General features: G+C 71.6%; 12 protein-coding genes. 6 read left to right on the forward strand and 6 right to left on the reverse strand.

Going from position 1 to position 18,026, the window contains the following annotated elements; genetic code table 11:
• Nucleotides 1-68: 68 nt before the first annotated feature.
• Complete coding sequence (locus tag ACOTKD_RS07695) at nucleotides 69-515, forward strand: SsgA family sporulation/cell division regulator (protein ID WP_030366799.1); 447 nt, start codon at nucleotides 69-71, stop codon at nucleotides 513-515.
• Here the strand turns inward: ACOTKD_RS07695 and ACOTKD_RS07700 are convergent.
• From ACOTKD_RS07700 to ACOTKD_RS07710, 3 genes are all read right to left on the reverse strand, one after another.
• Nucleotides 512-2,122, reverse strand: coding sequence for an SPFH domain-containing protein (locus ACOTKD_RS07700; RefSeq protein ID WP_424888114.1), 1,611 nt, complete (start codon nucleotides 2,120-2,122; stop codon nucleotides 512-514). The genes ACOTKD_RS07695 and ACOTKD_RS07700 overlap by 4 nt on opposite strands.
• A 252-nt stretch (nucleotides 2,123-2,374) precedes the next feature.
• Nucleotides 2,375-2,575: a hypothetical protein gene (locus ACOTKD_RS07705; protein ID WP_106674848.1), complete on the reverse strand. Its 201-nt coding sequence runs from the start codon at nucleotides 2,573-2,575 to the stop codon at nucleotides 2,375-2,377.
• A 45-nt stretch (nucleotides 2,576-2,620) separates the two neighbouring features.
• Nucleotides 2,621-4,060, reverse strand: coding sequence for a YibE/F family protein (locus ACOTKD_RS07710; protein ID WP_424888115.1), 1,440 nt, complete (start codon nucleotides 4,058-4,060; stop codon nucleotides 2,621-2,623).
• Between the two features lie 194 nt (nucleotides 4,061-4,254).
• Here ACOTKD_RS07710 and thiC point away from each other — a divergent pair, with 194 nt between their 5' ends.
• The gene (gene thiC / locus ACOTKD_RS07715; RefSeq protein ID WP_424888116.1) at nucleotides 4,255-6,015 is read left to right on the forward strand and encodes a phosphomethylpyrimidine synthase ThiC; all 1,761 of its coding nucleotides are present in this window, start codon (nucleotides 4,255-4,257) and stop codon (nucleotides 6,013-6,015) included.
• A gap of 39 nt (nucleotides 6,016-6,054) precedes the next feature.
• On the opposite strand, the gene ACOTKD_RS07720 is transcribed toward thiC, so the two are convergent.
• The 3 genes from ACOTKD_RS07720 to ACOTKD_RS07730 form a co-directional block, all read right to left on the reverse strand.
• Nucleotides 6,055-6,978, reverse strand: a complete 924-nt coding sequence (locus ACOTKD_RS07720; RefSeq protein WP_424888117.1) for a hypothetical protein — start codon at nucleotides 6,976-6,978, stop codon at nucleotides 6,055-6,057.
• A gap of 182 nt (nucleotides 6,979-7,160) precedes the next feature.
• Nucleotides 7,161-8,273, reverse strand: coding sequence for a metallophosphoesterase (locus ACOTKD_RS07725; protein ID WP_424888118.1), 1,113 nt, complete (start codon nucleotides 8,271-8,273; stop codon nucleotides 7,161-7,163).
• Nucleotides 8,274-8,618: 345 nt separating this feature from the next.
• Complete coding sequence (locus tag ACOTKD_RS07730; protein ID WP_424888119.1) at nucleotides 8,619-9,728, reverse strand: LacI family DNA-binding transcriptional regulator; 1,110 nt, start codon at nucleotides 9,726-9,728, stop codon at nucleotides 8,619-8,621.
• Between the two features lie 442 nt (nucleotides 9,729-10,170).
• Here ACOTKD_RS07730 and hisC point away from each other — a divergent pair, with 442 nt between their 5' ends.
• The 4 genes from hisC to cydD all read left to right on the forward strand — a co-directional run bounded on the left by hisC (nucleotide 10,171) and on the right by cydD (nucleotide 18,005).
• Nucleotides 10,171-11,277 carry a histidinol-phosphate transaminase gene (gene hisC / locus ACOTKD_RS07735; RefSeq protein WP_424888120.1) on the forward strand — a complete coding sequence of 369 codons (1,107 nt, stop codon included), beginning with the start codon at nucleotides 10,171-10,173 and terminating at the stop codon, nucleotides 11,275-11,277.
• Nucleotides 11,278-11,609: 332 nt separating this feature from the next.
• Nucleotides 11,610-13,187 carry a cytochrome ubiquinol oxidase subunit I gene (locus tag ACOTKD_RS07740; RefSeq protein WP_424888121.1) on the forward strand — a complete coding sequence of 526 codons (1,578 nt, stop codon included), beginning with the start codon at nucleotides 11,610-11,612 and terminating at the stop codon, nucleotides 13,185-13,187.
• Between the two features lie 90 nt (nucleotides 13,188-13,277).
• Nucleotides 13,278-14,285, forward strand: a complete 1,008-nt coding sequence (gene cydB, locus ACOTKD_RS07745) for a cytochrome d ubiquinol oxidase subunit II (protein WP_424888122.1) — start codon at nucleotides 13,278-13,280, stop codon at nucleotides 14,283-14,285.
• 42 nt (nucleotides 14,286-14,327) lie between these two features.
• On the forward strand, nucleotides 14,328-18,005 hold the full coding sequence (gene cydD / locus ACOTKD_RS07750; RefSeq protein ID WP_424888123.1) for a thiol reductant ABC exporter subunit CydD: 3,678 nt from the start codon (nucleotides 14,328-14,330) through the stop codon (nucleotides 18,003-18,005).
• Nucleotides 18,006-18,026 lie beyond the last annotated feature (21 nt).

Consider the following 18,026-nt stretch of genomic DNA (forward strand, 5'->3'; position numbering starts at 1 on the left):
TCGAGCGATGGCGTCCGGGGCGCGAGGAGCCAATCCCGGCCAAAACGACGAATACGGGGCATTGGGCGATGCGTGAAACGGTTCAGGCAGAAGTGATCATGACCTTCCTCGTGTCCGAGGAGCTGTCCTTCCGGATCCCGGTGGGACTGGACTACGACAGCAGTGATCCCTACGCGGTGAAGTTCACCTTCCACCTTCCCGGCGACGCGCCCGTGACCTGGGCGTTCGCTAGGGAGCTGCTGCTCGACGGGCTCAGCCAGCCCTCCGGCGAGGGCGATGTGCACATCGCCCCCGCCTCCGCCGAGCACCTCTCGGACGTCTTCATCCGGCTGCAAGTGGGCTCGGAAGGGGCCCTGTTCCGGGCCGGCGCGGCGCCCCTCGTGGCGTTCCTCGACCGGACCGACCGCATCGCCCCGCTCGGCGAGGAGCGGTCGGTCGCCGACTTCGACTACGACCTCGCCGCGGCCCTCGACAACATCCTCGCCGGCAACACCGAGGGGCAGAACGCCGGTTAGCGGCCCGGCATGCCTCCGCCGGCACCGCCCTCGTCCCGGACCGGCACCCGCTCAGTGCGTGGGGGCGCGCCCTTCGGCGCCGTCCCGGCCCCCAGCGCCCCTGAGCTGCTGTTTTCCCCCGAGCCGCCGTTCTTGCCGGCCTGTCCGGCACCGGGGCCGCCGAGACCGTTCCCACCGGGCACGCCCGATCCGTCCGCCGCGCCCGCCGCTCCTGCCGTGCCCATGGCCGCGAGCAGCTGCCGCGCCAGGCCCAGCCCCGTACCCCCCATCGTCAGCGCCTTCGCAAACATCTCGGACATCCCGTCGGCCCCGTTGAGCAGCACCATGTGGTCAACGTTTCCGAAGGCTTCAGCCCCCGCACGTACGATCTCGGGCCACTTTTCGGCCAGTTGCTGAGCGACCACTGCCTCCTGGTTCTCCGCCAGGGCCGCCGCCCGTGCCTTGATCGCCTCCGCCTCCGCCAGGCCCTGAGCCTTGGCGGCCTCGGCCGTCGCCAGACCCTTCGCCCGCGCGGCCGCCGCTTCGGCCTCACCCGTCGCCCGGGTCGCGTCCGCCGCCGCGGCGCCGCGCGCCTTGGTGGCCTCGGCCTCGGCACCGGCGGCCGCCTTCACGCGCGTCGCCTCGGCGGCCGCGGCCAGCTCCGTCTCCCGGGCCTTCGCCTGGGCCGCGGAGATGCGGGCATCGCGCTCCGCCTCCGCCAGGGTGCGCTTCTCGTAGGCCGCCGCGTCCGCGGGCTTGCGCACGTCCGCCTGGAGCTGCTGCTCCCGCCGGTGCGCCGCCAGCTCGGCCACCCGCGTCTCCTGGACCACGACCTCCTGCTGGGCCGCGGCGTCCGCCAGCGGACCCGCCTGCCGCGCCTTCGCCGCCGCGCTGTCCCGCTCGGCCTGATAGCCGGCCTGCAGGATCTCCGAGTCGCGCTGGGCCTGCGCCATCCGGGCCGCGGCCTGCTGCTCCGCCTCCGTGGCCAGCCGGTCGGCCTCGGCCTGGGCGATCCGGGCGTCCCGCTGCACCGCCGCGGCGTGCGGCGCGGACAGGTTCTTGATGTAGCCGGTGGGGTCCTGGATCTCATGGATCTGCAGCGAGTCGATGATCAGCCCGAGCTTCTCCATCTCGGTGCCCGAGGCGGCACGGGTCTCGCCCGTCAGCCGCTCCCGGTCGCGGATCATGTCCTCAACGGTGAGACCGCCGACGATCGAGCGCAGATGGCCCGCGAAGACGTTGTGCACCCGCTCGCCCATGAACTTCTGCTGGTCGAGGAAGCGCCGCGCGGCGTTGGCGATCGACACGAAGTCGTCGCCCACCTTGAATATGACCACACCGTGGACCTTGAGGGGGATGCCCTGCTTGGTCACACAATCCACATGGAGATCGGCCTCGTTGAGGTCGAGCGACAGCTTCCGGACCACCTGGACCCCGGGCAGCACGAGCGTCCCCCGCCCCGTGACGATCCGGAACCCCATCCCCTCCTCCAGGCCCTCGGTGCGGTGCTTGGAACCGGAGATGACGAGCGCTTCATTGGGCTCGGCAACCCGCCACATCAGTTTGAACAGCCCGACCACGATGGCCGCAGCGACGAGGACGACCCCCGCCACGACGCCGATGAGCATGCGTCCAGCCCCCCTTATGGGCCCCGCGACGGGGCCCGAGCTCGAAAGTGTGCTCCCACGCGAGCCGGTGGTGAAGACCCGGACGCGGCTTGGCACGGTCCTGATACGAGAGGTGTGCACGGGCGTGACACAGCAGGGTTATGAGACCGGTGCAGCGCCCCTCATGCCCCCTCTGCCCCGGCCGTCTCACCCGTAAGCAGGCGCGTGCCCCTGCCGACGCCGTGTCCCCAGCAGACCCCACGCCCTCTGTCCTCACCCGTAGGCGGAGGTCACATAGACCGTGCGCGGCGGCTGATACTCCATGATCACCACCACCGTTCCGCGTTCTATCCGCTCTCCCGGCTCCGCCGCGTAGGCCAGGAAGGCCTCGGCCCCGCCGCGGACCCGCACCATCACCTCGCCGACCAGCCCCGGCCCGACCGTGCCCGTCACCCTGCCCTGCTCCCCGACCACCTGCGGCTCCCCCCCTGTGTGATCGGCCGGCCCGGCACCGCGCGGTCACTTGGCGCGCCGGCGCCTGCCACCCTTCGACCTGCCGCGCCCGCCTGCTCGCGCACCGGCACCCCGGCCGGCGCCCGGGCGCGCGCCGTTCCCCGTACTCGCATTGTGCCGGTCGGCACTGACAACGAGGGCTGCCAGCAAGGTCGTCACCGGCACCGACGCGACCAACCCGATGCTGCCGACGAGGGTCCGTACGATCTCCTCGGCCACGATCTCGCTGGTCGCCACCGTTCCCACCCCGCTGTCGGCGATCGAGAACAGCAGCAGGAGCGGCAGCGAGGCACCCGCGTACGCCAGCACGAGCGTGTTCACGACCGACGCGATGTGGTCCCGGCCGATGCGCATGGCCGCCCCGTAGAGCTTGCGCCAACTCGCGCTCGGGTCGGCGTCCTTCAGCTCCCACACCGCGGAGGTCTGCGTCACCGTCACGTCGTCGAGCACGCCGAGCGAACCGATGATGATCCCCGCGAGCAGCAGACCGCGGATCTCGATCTCCGGATAGAGGCTGTGCACGAGCCCGGTCTGGTCGTCGGTGTTGCCCGTCAGGTGGGCCCAGCCGGTGAACAGCGAGCCGAGCAGGCCGATGAGCATCAGCGAGGTGAGCGTACCGAGCACGGCCACGGACGTACGGGCGGTGAGGCCGTGGCACATGTAGAGCGCGATCAGCATGATCGCGCTGCCGCCGATGACGGCGACCACCAGCGGATCGGAGCCCTGCAGGATCGCCGGGAGGATGAACAGCGTGAGCACCCCGAAGCTGATCACCAGTGCGATCAGCGCGAAGACCCCGCGCAGCCGGCCGACGACCACGACGGCCAGGGCGAAGACCGCCGCGAGTATCGCCATCGGCAGCGTCCGGTCCACGTCGGTGACGGAGTACTGCAGGTTCTTCGGCGCCTTGGGTGCGTACGCGAGGACGACCTCCTGGCCGACCGTGTAGTGCCGGGAGGCGCTGGGCTGGACGAGCTCGGTGAACGTCCGGCCCTTGTCGGGGCCCGAGGTGACCTCGATCTCCGACTTCTCGCAGGGGCCCTTCGCCTGCGGAGGGCCGCCCGGGCCCCCCGGCCCGCCCTGCGCCTCCGGCGGCGGCTGCTGCGGCTGCGCGCCCGCCTTCGCGCAGTCGAGCTCCTCGATCTTCACGACGCGGCCCGACTCCGTCTTCTGGTCGAGACCGAGCCCGGAGTGCTCGTGCGCCGGCGCGCCGCCGGGCCACAGCACGACCAGGCCGGTGAGCACCGCGGCGGCGAAGGGGATGAGGATCGCGCCGATCACCTTGCGCAGGTGGGCGGAGACGGGGGTGGCCGGGCCGTGGCCGTGGCCATGGCCGTGACTGTGGGCGTGGGAGTGGCCGTGCGCCGGGGAGGGCGGATGCTCGTGAGCGGCCGGAGGGCCGGCCTCGTGGGGGTGGGCGGGGGAATGCTGGTCCGTGGGGGTCACGCCCGCATCATCGCAAGCCCCCCTGGCCCTCCGTACGGGAGAGGCGCTAGCGTGGTGGCACCTTTGCAATCGCGGGAGCTCGGAGCACCGGGCTGAGAGGGCGCTGACCTCCGTACGGAGATTCGTACGGAAGATCGCTGCGCCGACCGCCGAACCTGTTACCGGGTAATGCCGGCGTAGGGAGTTCTGGTCTCATGACCTCGCAGGATGCACGCACGTCCGAATCCGGCCGGGAGATCGGCTGGCACAAGGACTACGTGACCGGCTCGCGTCCGGACCTTCGGGTGCCGGTTCGGCGGGTCCACCTCACCAACGGGCAGGACGTACAGCTGTACGACACCTCCGGCCCGTACACCGACCCGGCGATCGAGACGGACGTCCGGCGCGGCCTCCAGCCGCTCCGGGAGAACTGGATCATCGGCCGTGGTGACACCGAGGAGTACGCCGGGCGCCCGATGCGCCCGGAGGACGACGGCATCAAGCACACGTCGCCGCGCGGGGGCCTGAAGAACCTCGACGCGGTCTTCCCGGGCCGTCCGCGCCAGCCCCGCCGGGGCCGCGGCGGGCAGGCCGTCACCCAGCTCGCGTACGCCCGCCGCGGTGAGGTCACCGAGGAGATGGAGTACGTGGCCCTCCGGGAGAACGTTTCCCCCGAGACCGTCCGCGAAGAGATCGCGGCCGGCCGGGCGGTCCTCCCGGCCAATGTGAACCACCCGGAGATCGAGCCGATGATCATCGGCAAGAAGTTCCTGGTGAAGGTGAACGCCAACATCGGCAACTCCGCCGTGACCTCCTCCATCGAGGAGGAGGTGGAGAAGATGACGTGGGCCACCCGCTGGGGCGCCGACACCGTCATGGACCTCTCCACCGGCCGCAACATCCACACCACGCGCGAATGGGTGCTGCGCAACTCCCCCGTGCCGATCGGCACCGTGCCGCTCTACCAGGCCCTGGAGAAGGTCGACGGCAAGGCCGAGGAGCTCACCTGGGAGATCTACAAGGACACGGTCATCGAGCAGGCCGAACAGGGCGTCGACTACATGACCGTGCACGCGGGCGTGCTGCTGCGCTACGTCCCGCTGACGGCCCGCCGCAAGACCGGCATCGTCTCCCGCGGCGGTTCGATCATGGCCGCGTGGTGCCTGGCCCACCACAAGGAATCGTTCCTCTACGAGAACTTCGAGGAGCTCTGCGAGATCCTCGCGGCCTACGACGTGACGTACTCGCTCGGCGACGGCCTGCGCCCCGGCTCCATCGCGGACGCCAACGACGAGGCGCAGTTCGCCGAGCTGAAGACGCTCGGCGAGCTCAACACCATCGCCAAGCGGCACAACGTCCAGACGATGATCGAGGGCCCGGGCCACGTCCCGATGCACAAGATCAAGGAGAACATCGACCTCCAGCAGGAGATCTGCGAGGAGGCGCCGTTCTACACCCTCGGCCCGCTGACGACCGACGTCGCACCCGCGTACGACCACATCACCTCCGGCATCGGCGCCGCGATGATCGCCTGGTGGGGCACGGCGATGCTCTGCTACGTCACGCCCAAGGAGCACCTGGGCCTGCCGGACCGGGACGACGTCAAGACCGGTGTGATCACCTACAAGATCGCCGCGCACGCCGCGGACCTCGCCAAGGGGCACCCGGGGGCGCAGGAGTGGGACGACGCGCTGTCGGACGCCCGCTTCGAGTTCCGCTGGGAGGACCAGTTCAACCTGGCCCTCGACCCGGAGACGGCGCGGGCCTTCCACGACGAGACGCTGCCCGCCGAGCCGGCGAAGACCGCGCATTTCTGCTCGATGTGCGGGCCGAAGTTCTGCAGCATGAAGATCTCGCAGGACATCCGGCGCGAGCACGGCGGTGACCTGGCCGTCGACCCCGAGGCCGGCATGGCGGAGAAGTCGAAGGAGTTCGCGGCGGCGGGCAACCGCGTCTACCTGCCGATCGCGGACTGACCGCAGGCACCCGGAACCCCCGGACCGCCGCCCGGACCCTCACTCCGGGTGGTGGTCCGGGCCGCCGTAGTCGGGGCTGGTGAAGTCGGGGCTCGTGTAGCCGGCGCGGCTGCCGGGGGACGAATCGCTGTCGGGGCTGGTGAAGCCGGGCCGGGAGTACCCCAGCTGCGGCGTACGGCCGTTGCCCTCCCGGCGCCCGGGGACGAACGAGGCGGACGGATCCGGGCCGGCACCCGGCCGCGGGCGAGTGCCCGGGCCCGCAGGAGCATTGGCCAGGGCATCGCGGACAAAGGGCAGCAGACCGCGGTGGATCAAAGCCTGCCGCCATGCCTCTCTGGCACGGTCGGCATCCTCCTGGACGTGCACCCCTCGCGCATCACTCCCCTCGGAGGAGCCGTTGCGCACCGCCGTGAGGACGATGCCGACCATGGCGATGAACACGCCGGCCGCCGTGAGCCCGGCGAACCACCAGCCCACACTGATCATCGGGTCCGCGACGGTGGTGTCCGACCCGATGGACCGCAGGACGTAGCCGATGGCAAGGAAGATCAGCGCGGCGATCCCGGCGAGGACCGGCGCCAGCACGGCGAGCACCGCTCCGGCACCCGCGCCCGAGGACTCCTCCGGCTCGTCCTCCGGTGCGGCGGGGGCGGCCTCACCGGAGGGAGCGCTTTCGTCATCCGGTGCGCCCCCGGCACCTACGGTTTGGGGGCGTGCCGTGGCGGAGAGCGCGCGCAGTGCATCGCGCGCCCTTATGTAGTTCTGGTATTCGACCGCTGCACAAGCCGTGATGGCGGACACGGAGCCGAGTGCCATCTCGCGCAGCTGTTCTGTATTGAGCCGCTGTCCTATCGCAGCGGCGAGTTCCGGGTCATGGTTCGCGGTACGCAGCGCCTGGTCGAGAACCCGCTCGAATTCCGGGCGGTCCTCGGCCAGCAGATGCGGAGCGCTGTTCATGTGCATCCCCCGATGCTCCGTAGGGCCGTGTAGCCGGCTTACACCGGGCAGTGGGCGGAAACGGAGGAGAGCCTGCTACGGATAAGCCGATGGTAGAGCCGTACCGGTGCGGGGTGACAGCGTGTTTCCCGAATTACCCCCGCGGCGGTGGAACTCCCTACCTGCCCGTCCGTCTGCCCGCTGAACCCTCAGTCAGCCAGCGGAAGTTGCACGACCAGCAGTTTTCCGGCCATCGTGACGCCGCCGTCCATGGCGAGGGCGAGCCCGTCCGCGTACAGGTGCGGGCCGCTCACCAGCGGCGCTCCGTCGTCCTCGGCGTCCGCGTCCTCCGTGCCGACCTCTCCCAGGAGGTACGGGATCGGGCTGTGGCCGTGCACGATCCGGCCACCGCCGTAGGTGTCCAGCAGCTCCCGCACGGCCATCGGGCCGGCCTCCTCGTCGCGGAAGGCGAAGCGCTTGGTGAACTTCCGGAAGAGGTCCCAGACCTCGTCCGGGTCGTTGCGCTGCAGGGCCTCGGTGATCGAGTCGTTGACGTCTTCGATGGAGTCGCCGAACTCCAGGTAGGCCGTGGTGTCGGAGTGCACCAGCAGGTGCCCGTCCTCCTTCGCCATGGCGTCGAGCCGCGACATCCACTGCAGGTGGTGGTCCTCCAGGCGCTCCATGTCGGAGCGCTGGCCGCCGTTGAGCAGCCAGGCCGCCTGGAAGGAGGCCGTGCCGGCGCCGGAGTTGACCGGCGTGTCGGCGAACCGCTTCGCGCCGATGATCAGCAGCTCGTGGTTGCCCATGAGGGCCTTGCAGTAGCCGCCGGCGGCCGCGGCCTCGGCCGACAGGCGCATGACGAGGTCGATCACGCCGACGCCGTCGGGGCCGCGGTCGGTGAAGTCGCCGAGGAACCACAGGCGGGCGTTGCCGGCCGCCCAGTGTCCCGTCTCGTCGATCAGCCCCTCGGCCTGGAGGGCCTCGTAGAGCTCGTCCAGATAGCCGTGGACGTCGCCCACGACGTAGAGCGGGCCCAGGGCGGGGTGCTGCGGGGCCGGCGGGTGCGGATCGGGGAGCGGGGTCAGCTCGACCGTCGGGACGTCCTGAGGGAGCGCCTGGCGGGCGGCACGGCCGATCACCGGCAGGTCGCGCGCGGTCGGGGTGTAGCCGTCGGGAGCGTCCATGGGCGGCTGCACGGGGGGCGCGGACTGGGCGTACGGCGACACGGGGCCGGAGGCCGCGGGAGGCGCGGCGTAGCCGGGGAAGGGCGGGATGCCCGCCGTGTGCCGTGCCGCGGGTCCTTGACCGGCCCCCTGAGTCATCGACCCCTCCACCATCGCGCCGCCGTGCACCTTGTGGACCTTGCCTGGTCGACGGCGGTCCGTGGTGTCGTGCGCCCATCATAGGAATGACCGTCGCGGCTTGTGACGCACCAGGGGCCGCGAATCGGGGCAGGAGAGTGCGCACGACGGGTTTTTCTCCCCAATTGAGCCATTCGCCCGGGGGCTGTGCGCCCCCTGAGCGCCCTCCCGGCACCGGGTGAAGGGCGGTGGAGGCGGCGAACGGCGCGTTGACCGCCCGGGAGCGGGCACGCCCGGCCGGCGGGCACCGTCGTGTCGTGCCGGGCGCCGCGGCACCGGGATCTCCGGTGCCCGGCGCGCCGGGGATCAGACGGCGGGGCCGCGCGGCGCGCTGACGGTGGTGCGCGGCGGGCGGCGCTGCGAGGAGGTCCGGACGATCAGCTCGGTCGGTATCACCTGCTCGACCGGCCGGCCGCTGTCCAGCCCCTCGATGGCGTCGATGAGCAGCTGGACGACCGCGGTGCCGATGCGCCGCGGCTTGAGGGAGAGCGTGGTGATGGGCGGCTCGGTGGTGGCGTAGACCGTGGACTCGCTGCAGCAGACGAGCAGCAGGTCGTCCGGGACGCGCAGCCCGTAGCGGCGGGCGGCGGCCAGCAGGTCGGTGCCGTTGGGGTCGAAGAGGCCGTAGACGGCGTCGGGCCGGTCGGGGCGGGCGAGCAGCCGGTCGGCGGCGACGGCGCCGGCGCAGGGGTCGTGGGCGGGGTACTTCTCGTAGACCGGGTCCTGGCCGATCCGCTCGCACCAGTGCAGGTAGGCGTGGGTGGACAGGCGGGTGTACGTGTCGGTGCTGGTCCCGGTCAGCAGGCCGATCCGGCGGGCGCCGGCGGCGGCGAGGTGGTCGAGGATGCCCAGGACGGCGGCCTCGTGGTCGTTGTCCACCCAGGCGGTGACGGGCAGCGTGCCGGCAGGGCGCCCGTCGGAGACGACGGGGATGCCCTGGCGGACGAGGTCGGAGACCACGGGGTCGTGGTCCGAGGGGTCGATGACGACGGTGCCGTCGAGCGCCACGTTGGACCAGACGTCGTGGCGGGAGGTGGCGGGGAGGATGACCAGGGCGTAGCCGCGGGCCAGCGCGGCGGAGGTGGCGGCTCGCGCCATCTCGGCGAAGTAGGCGAACTCGGTGAAGGTGAAAGGTTCATCCCCGTACGTGGTCACGGTCAGGCCGATGAGCCCCGACTTGCCCGTACGGAGGGTGCGGGCCGCGGCGGACGGGCGATAGCCCAGCCGGTCGGCGACCTCGCGGACATGGCGGCGGGTCGCGTCCGGTAGCCGGCCCTTGCCGTTGAGCGCGTCGGAGACGGTCGTGATCGAAACCCCGGCGGCGGCGGCCACGTCGCGGATGCCCGCACGTCCATGCCGGCTGCCCCTGCGGGATGGTTCCGCCCGGCTCACCTGATGCTTCCCTGCTGCTGTCATGGCGAGCCGATAGTAGGGCTCGTGTGGTCCGTTGGCAGGGCGGCATATTTGACTGTTGACAGAGACGTTTCTGCAAGAGGAATTTCCTGCAATGACCATGGAAACGCAGTCAGTTGTGGGTGCTGAGGGTAGGCCGTTGGCCTGTGGCATATCCGCACCTGGTGAATGGTCCAGGTCTCGAAGAGGTCTCAACTCACCTTCACGGGGGATGCGCGCCACGGCGCCCGCCACCGGCGTGCGGCATTTCCGGAAGCGCTCCCCCTGCTTCCGGGGAGAGGCGGCGGGCCGCTTCCGCGGGGAGCTTCCGGCTGCTCCAGCGGTGAGGCGTCCGGGCGGGCGGGATCTCCGGTTCCGGTGAGCCGGCGGTGGGAAGCGGGGTGGGCGGGCTCACTCCCGTCTCTGGACGCGGGCCCGGTGAATCCTCTTAAGGTGTGCAGTATTCATGTCCGCTATTCGTGGAGGACCTGCGGTGACCGACAAGACCCCGAAGCTGCGTGCCGCGCTGGACGACGTGCCCACCTACAAGCCGGGCAAGCCCGCTGCCGCCGACGGCCCGGTCGCGTTCAAGCTGTCCTCCAACGAGAACCCGTATCCGCCGCTGCCGGGCGTGCTGGAGCGGGCCGTCGCCGCGGCCGGCTCCCTCAACCGCTACCCCGACATGGCGTGCGCCGGGCTGATGGCCGAGCTGGCCGAGCGCTTCTCCGTGCCCCTGACCCACCTCGCCACCGGCACCGGCTCGGTGGGCGTGGCCCAGCAGCTGGTGCAGGCCACGGCCGGGCCCGGCGACGAGGTGATCTACGCCTGGCGGTCCTTCGAGGCGTACCCGATCATCACCCAGGTCTCCGGGGCCACGCCGGTGCAGATCCCGCTGACCGGTGACGAGGTCCACGACCTGGAGGCGATGCTGGCGGCGATCACCGACCGGACCCGGCTGATCTTCGTCTGCAACCCCAACAACCCCACGGGCACCGTGGTGCACCGGGCCGAGCTGGAGTCCTTCCTGGACCGGGTGCCCTCCGACATCCTGGTGGTGCTCGACGAGGCGTACATCGAGTTCGTCCGTGACCCCGAGTTCCCCAACGGCCTCGAGCTCTACCGCGACCGGCCCAACGTCTGCGTGCTGCGCACCTTCTCCAAGGCGTACGGCCTGGCCGGCCTCCGGGTGGGCTTCGCCGTGGCGCACGAGCCGGTGGCCGCGGCGCTGCGCAAGACGGCCGTGCCGTTCGGCGTGAGCCACATCGCGCAGGAGGCGGCCGTCGCGTCGTTGCGCAGCGAGGACGCCCTGCGCGAGCGGGTCGACGCGCTGGTGGCGGAGCGGGCGCGGGTCGTGGAGGGGCTGACGGCCCAGGGCTGGACGCCGGCGGTGACCCAGGCGAACTTCGTGTGGCTGCGCCTGGGCGAGCGGACGCTCGACTTCGCGGGGGCGTGCGAGCGGGCCGGTGTGATCGTGCGGCCGTTCCCGGGCGAGGGCGTGCGGGTGACGATCGGCGAGACCGAGGCGAACGACATCTTCCTGCGGGTGGCGGAGGAGTTCCGCAAGGAGCTCTGATCGGCAGGTCCGATGACCGACAGGTCTGACGGCCGGCAGGCGATGCGCGACGAACGCCGCACGCCCCTGACGGGGGCGTGCGGCGTTCTTGTGTCAGGGCGGGGTGCGGGGGCGCGGGGGCGCGGGGCGGGCCGGGCGTCCTCATGGCCGGGCCGCACTAGGGCCGAAGGGGGTACCCCCCTGAGTTGTCCGAAAAGCTGGTGCGTCATAATGCTTGTGAATGTGAACGCGTTCACAAGCGCGCCTCTATTGTCCTGCTTTACCTGGGGCATACAGGTGCATAACGCCGGAGACCTGTGTTGCCGGCGATGCGACAGGCAAGGAGAGACCGAGTGAATCTGGCTTTGGCTCCTGAGACACTGGCCCGCTGGCAGTTCGGCATCACGACCGTCTACCACTTCCTCTTCGTCCCGCTCACGATCAGCCTTGCCGCGATCACCGCCGGGCTGGAGACCGCCTGGGTCCGCACGGGCAAGGACAAGTACTTCCACGCGACGAAGTTCTGGGGAAAGCTCTTCCTGATCAACATCGCGATGGGCGTGGTCACCGGCATCGTGCAGGAGTTCCAGTTCGGCATGAACTGGTCGGACTACTCACGCTTCGTCGGTGACGTCTTCGGCGCCCCGCTCGCGATGGAGGCCCTGCTCGCCTTCTTCTTCGAGTCGACCTTCATCGGCCTGTGGATCTTCGGCTGGGACAAGCTGCCGAAGAAGATCCACTGCGCGTGCATCTGGATCGTCGCCGTCGGCACGCTGCTGTCCTCGTACTTCATCCTGGCCGCGAACTCCTGGATGCAGCACCCCATCGGCTACGCCGTCGACAAGGCGACCGGCAAGGCGCGCCTGACCGACATCTGGGCCGTGCTCACCCAGAACACCACCCTCGTCGTCGTCTTCCACACCCTCACCGCGGCCTTCCTCACCGGTGGCGCCTTCATCGTCGGCATCGCCTCCTTCCACCTGTGGCGCGCCAAGCGCAAGCAGCTGCGCGGCGAGGAGCTCGGCGAGAAGCAGCGCAACCAGGTCGGCGCGATGCGGGCCTCGCTGCGCACCGGCCTCGTCGTCGCGGTGATCGCCGGTCTGGGCACCGCGGTCAGCGGCGACGAGCTCGGCAAGGTGATGTTCGAGCAGCAGCCGATGAAGATGGCCGCGGCCGAGGCGCTGTGGGACACCAAGGCGCCGGCGCCGTTCTCGGTCTTCGCGGTCGGCGACGTCAGCAAGGGCCACAACAGCGTCGAGATAGAGATCCCGGGCCTGCTCTCCTTCCTCGCCCACAACAACTTCTCCGAGGCCGTCCCCGGCATCAACGACATCGCCGCCCGCGAGGCCGCCCAGTACGGCGGCAAGCCGGAGGACTACATCCCCAGCATCTTCATGACCTTCTGGGGCTTCCGGCTCATGATCGGCTTCGGGATGACCTCCTTCGTCGCCGGGCTGATCGGGCTGTGGACCACCCGCAAGAAGTTCTGGCTCGCGCCCGAGTACCGCACGGGCGAGACCGAGGTCCCGCGCCTGATGCTGACCAAGAACCGCGAGATGAACCCGTTCCTCACCGCCTGGTCGTGGCGGATCGGCATCCTGACCATGGGCTTCCCGCTGATCGCCAACTCCTTCGGCTGGATCTTCACCGAGATGGGCCGCCAGCCCTGGGGCGTCTACGGCCTGATGAAGACCGCCGACGCGGTGTCGCCCGGCGTCAGCCAGGCCGAGGTGCTCACCTCCATGGGCGTCTTCACCCTGCTGTACGGGGTGCTGGCCGTGGTCGAGGTCAGGCTGCTCGTGAAGTACGCCAAGGCCGGACCGGACACCGACGAGAAGCCGCCCGCGAAGGACCCCAGGCTGCGGCTGCCCTCCGGCGGCGCGGCCGAGCACCCCGAGGACGCCGACAAGCCGATGACCTTCGCCTACTGACGCGTGACCTTCGCCTGCTGACGCGCCGACCGACGATTTCGTCCGACGCCCTCGTCTGCCGACGCGGCGGAACGGAACGGAGAACCGACCATGCACCTCCACGACTTCTGGTTCCTGCTCATCGCCGTCCTGTGGACCGGCTACTTCTTCCTCGAAGGGTTCGACTTCGGCATAGGCGTGCTGACCAAGCTGCTGGCCCGGGACCGCACCGAGCGCCGGGTGCTGATCAACACGATCGGACCCGTCTGGGACGGCAACGAGGTCTGGCTGATCACGGCGGCCGGCGCGACCTTCGCGGCGTTCCCCGACTGGTACGCCACCCTGTTCAGCGGCTTCTACCTGCCCCTCCTGGCCATCCTGATCTGCCTGATCGTGCGCGGCGTCGCCTTCGAGTACCGCCACAAGCGCAGCGGTGAGCGCTGGCAGCGCAACTGGGAGCACGCGATCTTCTGGTGCTCACTGCTGCCCGCCTTCCTGTGGGGCGTCGTCTTCGCGAACATCGTGCGCGGGGTGCCGATCGGGCCGGACAAGAACTTCACCGGCACCCTCGCCGACCTCTTCGGCCCGTACGCGCTCCTGGGCGGCCTCCTGACCCTCGTGCTGTTCACCTTCCACGGCGCGGTCTTCGCCGCGCTGAAGACGGTGGGCGACATCCGCGACCGGGCGCGCTCCCGCGCCACCGTGCTGGGGATGACCTCGGGCGTGCTCGCCGTGGCCTTCCTCGGCTGGACGCAGATCCAGTCCGGCAACGGACGCAGCCTGCCCGCCCTGATCGTCGCCGTGGCGGCACTGGCCGCCGCGCTGGTCATGAACCACTACGGGCGCGAGGGATGGGCCTTCGCGTGCTCCGGCGTGGCGATCGCCGCCGCCTTCGCGCTGGTCTTCCTCGCGCTCTTCCCGGACGTCATGCCCTCCTCGGCGAACCCGGCCTGGAGCCTGACCGCCGCCGGCGCCGCCTCCAGCCCGTACACGCTGAAGATCATGACCTGGGTGGCGGTGCCCATGACGCCCCTGATCATCGCCTACCAGGCGTGGACGTACTGGGTCTTCCGCAAGCGGATCGGCACACAGCACATCCCGGCACCCGCCGCCCACTAGGGCGTACGGACCCCCAGCGACGACGGACGGAGGACAGGCCGCATGAAGCCCGTCGACCCCCGACTGCTCAGGTACGCCACGGCGACCCGCTTCTTCCTGGCCGCCTCCGTCGCACTGGGGCTGGCGGGCGCCGGCCTCGTCATCGCCCAGGCGATGCTCGTCGCGGAGATCGTCACCGGCGCCTTCCAGCACGGACGGTCCGCGGGAGACCTGGGCACGGCCCTCGCGCTGCTGGCCGCCGTGGCCGCCGGCCGCGCTGCCGTGTCCTGGCTCACCGAACTCGCCGCGCACCGCGCGAGCGCGGCGGTCAAGTCCGAGCTGCGCGACCGCCTGCTGACCCGCGCCACCCGGCTCGGCCCCGCCTGGCTGGACGCGCGCAGGACCGGCGAGCTCACCACGCTCGCCACCCGCGGCGTCGACGCGCTCGACGACTACTTCGCCCGCTACCTGCCCCAGCTGGGCCTCGCGGTCGTCGTCCCCGTCGCCGTCCTCGCCCGTATCGTCTCCGCGGACTGGGTCTCCGCGCTGATCATCGTCCTCACGCTGCCGCTCATCCCCCTCTTCATGGTCCTGATCGGCTGGGCCACCCAGTCGCGGATGGACCGCCAATGGCGGCTGCTGTCACGGCTGTCCGGGCACTTCCTCGACGTCGTCGCCGGACTGCCCACCCTCAAGGTCTTCGGCCGGGCCAAGGCGCAGGCCGAGTCGATCCGGGCGATCACCGCCGACTACCGGCGGGCCACCCTGCGGACCCTGCGCATCGCCTTCCTCTCCTCCTTCGCCCTCGAACTCCTCGCGACCGTGTCGGTGGCGCTCGTCGCCGTCGGCATCGGCATGCGGCTCGTCCACGGTGAACTCGACCTGTACACCGGGCTGATGGTGCTGGTGCTCGCGCCCGAGGCCTATCTGCCGCTGCGGCAGGTGGGCGCGCAGTACCACGCGGCGGCCGAGGGCCTGGCGGCCGCCGACGAGGTCTTCGCCGTCCTGGAGACCGAGCCGGTCCCGGCGGGGACGGCCCCGGCTCCCGACGCCCGGCGGGCCGCCCTGACCGTCGACCGGCTGGTGGTGCGCCACGAGGGGCGGGCCGAACCCTCCCTGCCCGAGACGTCGTTCGAGGTCCGGGCCGGGGAGACGGTCGCGCTCGTGGGCCCCAGCGGCTCCGGCAAGACCACCCTGCTGAACGTGCTGCTCGGCTTCGCCCGCCCGGCCGCCGGCCGGGTGCTCGTGGGCGGTACGGATCTGGCATCGCTCTCCCCCGAAAGCTGGCGGGACCAGGTGGCCTGGGTCCCGCAACGACCCCGTCTCTTCGCCGGGACGGTCGCCGAGAACGTACGGCTGGCGCGGCCCGGCGCCACGGACGCACAGGTGTGCGACGCACTGCGCGCTGCCGGTGCGCTCGACTTCGTGACCATGCTGCACCACGGCACTGACACCCGGCTCGGCGAGAACGGAGCCGGGCTCTCCGCCGGGCAGCGTCAACGCCTCGCGCTGGCAAGGGCGTTCCTCGCCGACCGGCCGGTCCTGCTGCTGGACGAGCCGACGGCGAACCTGGACGGGGAGACCGAGGCCTCGGTCGTCGAGGCGATCCGGCGACTGGCCGCCGGGCGTACCGTGATCATGGTCGTGCACCGGCCGGCGCTGCTCGCCGTGGCCGGCCGGACGGTACGGCTGGTCGGCCCGGCAACCGGACGGGAAGCGGTGCCGGCGCAGCGCACCGATGAGCCGGGACCACTCGGCCCGGAGCTGCGGGGAGCTGAGCTGCGAGGAACTGAGCTGCGCGGCGCGGATTCGCCATGCGCGGCGTCGCTTTCCCGGGAAGCGCAAAGTCTGGAAGCGCAGAGCCCGGACGGGCAGGGCTTGGAAGCGCAGGGTCCTGAGGCCGGGAGCCCCGCGCCGACCGGCTCCGCCGACGAGCCGGCCGAGGTCCCGCCCGGCCCGCGGGTTCCCGGCGCCCTCGGGCGCGTGCGCGCCGCCGGGCGCCCCCTGCGGGCACGGTTCGCCCTGGCACTGCTGCTGGGCGCCCTGGCCCTCGGCAGCGCCGTGGGGCTGATGGCCGTGTCCGGCTGGCTCATTGCGCGGGCCTCGCAGCAGCCGCCCGTGCTCTACCTGATGGTCGCCGTCACCGCGACCCGCGCGTTCGGCATCGGGCGCGCCGTCTTCCGCTACGCCGAGCGCCTGGTCTCCCACGACGCCGTCCTGCGGGCCCTGGCCGGCCTGCGCGTCGGGGTGTACCGGCGGCTGGAGCGGCTGGCGCCGGCCGGGTTGCGCGACACCCACCGGGGCGACCTGCTGTCCCGGCTCGTGGCGGACGTGGACGCCCTGCAGGACTACTTCCTGCGCTGGCTGCTGCCGGTCGGTTCGGCCGTCCTCGTGGGCGGTGCGGCCATCGGCTTCACCGCCTGGCTGCTCCCGGAGGCCGGTCTCGTGCTCGCCCTCGGACTGCTGGTCGCGGGCGTGGCCGTGCCGCTACTGTCCGGAGCGGTCGCCCGGCGCGCGGAGCGGCAGTCCGCGCCTGCCCGTGGCGAGTTGTCCGTCCGGGTGGTCGATGTCCTCGCCGGTGCGGACGAGTTGACCGTGGCCGGTGCCCTGCCGGAGCGGCTGGCCGGACTGCGTGCGGCCGACGGCCGGCTCACCCGTATCGCCCGGCGCGCCGCGGCGGCCACGGCGCTCGGTTCGGGCCTCTCCGCCCTCGCGTGCGGCCTGACAGTGGCGGCTGCCGCCTGGACGGGAGTGACGGCCGTGCACACAGGCAGGCTGGACGGCCTGTGGCTGGCCGTGGTGGTGCTGACCCCGCTGGCCGCGTTCGAGGCCGTGGCCGGTCTCCCGCTCGCGGTGCAGTACCGGCAGCGCGTACGGCGCTCCGCGGAGCGCGTGTACGAGGTGCTGGACGCGCCTCCGCCCGTACGGGAGGGGACGGCCGACGCGCCGGGAACGCCCTTCCCGCTGCGGCTGACGGGCCTCACGGTGCGCTACCCGGGGCAGCCCGCCCCCGCCCTGGAGGAGTTCGGCCTGGAGCTCGGAGCGGGCCGCAGGGTGGCCGTGGTGGGCCGGTCCGGAGCCGGCAAGACGACGCTCGCGCAGGTGCTGCTGCGCTTCCTGGACGCGGAGTCCGGCGCGTACACCCTCGCCGGCGAGGACACGGCGCCCATGGCGGGCGAAGCGGTGCGCAGGCTGGTGGGACTGTGCGCGCAGGACGCGCACATCTTCGACAGCTCCCTGCGCGAGAACCTGCGCCTTGCCCGGCCGGACGCGAGTGAGGCCGATCTGCGCGAAGCCCTGCGGTCGGCGCGTCTCCTGGAGTGGGTCGACGGCCTTCCGCAGGGGCTCGACACGCTCGTCGGGGAGCACGGGGCACGCCTGTCCGGCGGGCAGCGGCAGCGGCTCGCGCTCGCCCGCGCGCTGCTCGCGGACTTCCCCGTGCTGGTGCTCGACGAGCCGGCCGAGCACCTCGACCTGCCGACCGCGGACGCGCTGACCGCGGATCTCCTGGCGGCCACGGAGGGCCGCACGACCGTGCTCATCACGCACCGGCTGACGGGCCTGGAGGCGGTCGACGAGGTGATCGTGCTGGAACGGGGCAGGACGGTCCAGCGAGGCCCGTACGAGGCGCTGGCGGCGGTGGACGGGCCGTTCCGCCGGATGCTGGAGCGCGAGGCCGCGGCGGACGCCGGGGCGGACACCCGCCTGCAAGCGCTTTCCCTGACAAATGGTGCTTACTAGGCTCTTGGGTATGGCAGCCAC

This window comes from Streptomyces sp. XH2 (assembly GCF_049725035.1).
In the GTDB taxonomy this organism is placed as follows: domain Bacteria; phylum Actinomycetota; class Actinomycetes; order Streptomycetales; family Streptomycetaceae; genus Streptomyces; species Streptomyces roseoverticillatus.

What these genes read in the sequence shown, in the direction of transcription:
- thiC (WP_424888116.1), top strand. Translation starts at nt 4,255, where the DNA reads ATGACCTCGCAGGATGCACGCACGTCCGAATCCGGCCGGGAGATCGGC.
- ACOTKD_RS07720 (WP_424888117.1), bottom strand. Translation starts at nt 6,978, where the DNA reads ATGCACATGAACAGCGCTCCGCATCTGCTGGCCGAGGACCGCCCGGAA.
- ACOTKD_RS07730 (WP_424888119.1), bottom strand. Translation starts at nt 9,728, where the DNA reads ATGACAGCAGCAGGGAAGCATCAGGTGAGCCGGGCGGAACCATCCCGC.
- cydB (WP_424888122.1), top strand. Translation starts at nt 13,278, where the DNA reads ATGCACCTCCACGACTTCTGGTTCCTGCTCATCGCCGTCCTGTGGACC.
- cydD (WP_424888123.1), top strand. Translation starts at nt 14,328, where the DNA reads ATGAAGCCCGTCGACCCCCGACTGCTCAGGTACGCCACGGCGACCCGC.
- hisC (WP_424888120.1), top strand. Translation starts at nt 10,171, where the DNA reads ATGTCCGCTATTCGTGGAGGACCTGCGGTGACCGACAAGACCCCGAAG.
- ACOTKD_RS07700 (WP_424888114.1), bottom strand. Translation starts at nt 2,122, where the DNA reads ATGCTCATCGGCGTCGTGGCGGGGGTCGTCCTCGTCGCTGCGGCCATC.
- ACOTKD_RS07695 (WP_030366799.1), top strand. Translation starts at nt 69, where the DNA reads ATGCGTGAAACGGTTCAGGCAGAAGTGATCATGACCTTCCTCGTGTCC.
- ACOTKD_RS07725 (WP_424888118.1), bottom strand. Translation starts at nt 8,273, where the DNA reads ATGACTCAGGGGGCCGGTCAAGGACCCGCGGCACGGCACACGGCGGGC.